This window comes from Staphylococcus sp. HMSC077D08 (assembly GCF_001837945.1).
GTDB lineage: Bacteria > Bacillota > Bacilli > Staphylococcales > Staphylococcaceae > Staphylococcus > Staphylococcus epidermidis.
Genome location: NZ_KV834827.1, coordinates 90735 through 91382, shown reverse-complemented (window position 1 = coordinate 91382; position 648 = coordinate 90735). Strand labels below are relative to the sequence as shown.

General features: G+C 27.2%; 1 protein-coding gene and 1 pseudogene. Both read left to right on the top strand.

What is annotated here, in order from left to right:
* On the top strand, nucleotides 1–474 hold a 474-nt coding region (locus HMPREF2663_RS11125; protein ID WP_070846433.1), incomplete at its 5' end, for a TIGR01741 family protein.
* 108 nt (nucleotides 475–582) lie between these two features.
* Nucleotides 583–648, top strand: a pseudogene (locus tag HMPREF2663_RS13245) (hypothetical protein); the annotation flags it as partial.

Genomic DNA, 648 nt, shown 5'->3' with positions numbered 1-648 from the left:
AATGAAATGTATCAAGAAATAGCGAATAAAATTAATGAAATGATTCCTGTGGAGTGGGATAAGGTATATACAAAGGCATATATAAAAGAAGAAAGCAAAGAAGTTTTTTTCTACTATACTCTACCTGGGAGTGAAGAATTACATTATTATACTGCTATTCCTAAAGAACATAATGTTTCAAAAAAAATATTTAAAGAATTATTGGACGAACTTTACGAAAATTTTGATAGACTCCGAGAGCTATTTATAGAAAATAATCAAGAACCATGGACATCATGTGAATTTGATTTTAATAATGAAGGTAAATTAAACGTATCATTTGATTATATTGATTGGAAAAATTCAGAATTTGGACCGTTAGCTAGAGAATATTATTATGAATACAAAAAATTCGGTGTTTTACCAGAAAAAGAATATGCGATAAATAAAGTGAAAAAAGTAGAACAATTTATTAAAGAACAAGAAGAAGAGTAAAATGAAGTGAAACATGACTAAGCAATGTAAAAGTTGCTTAGTTTTCTTTTGGTTACAAAGCATAGAAAATTTTAGTTTTATTACTAAAAAATACATATAAATTATTTTAAAGAGAAGGCCAATATCGAATATACAACACCGCACGGATCACAAAGGCCGCATTAAAGAAGTATA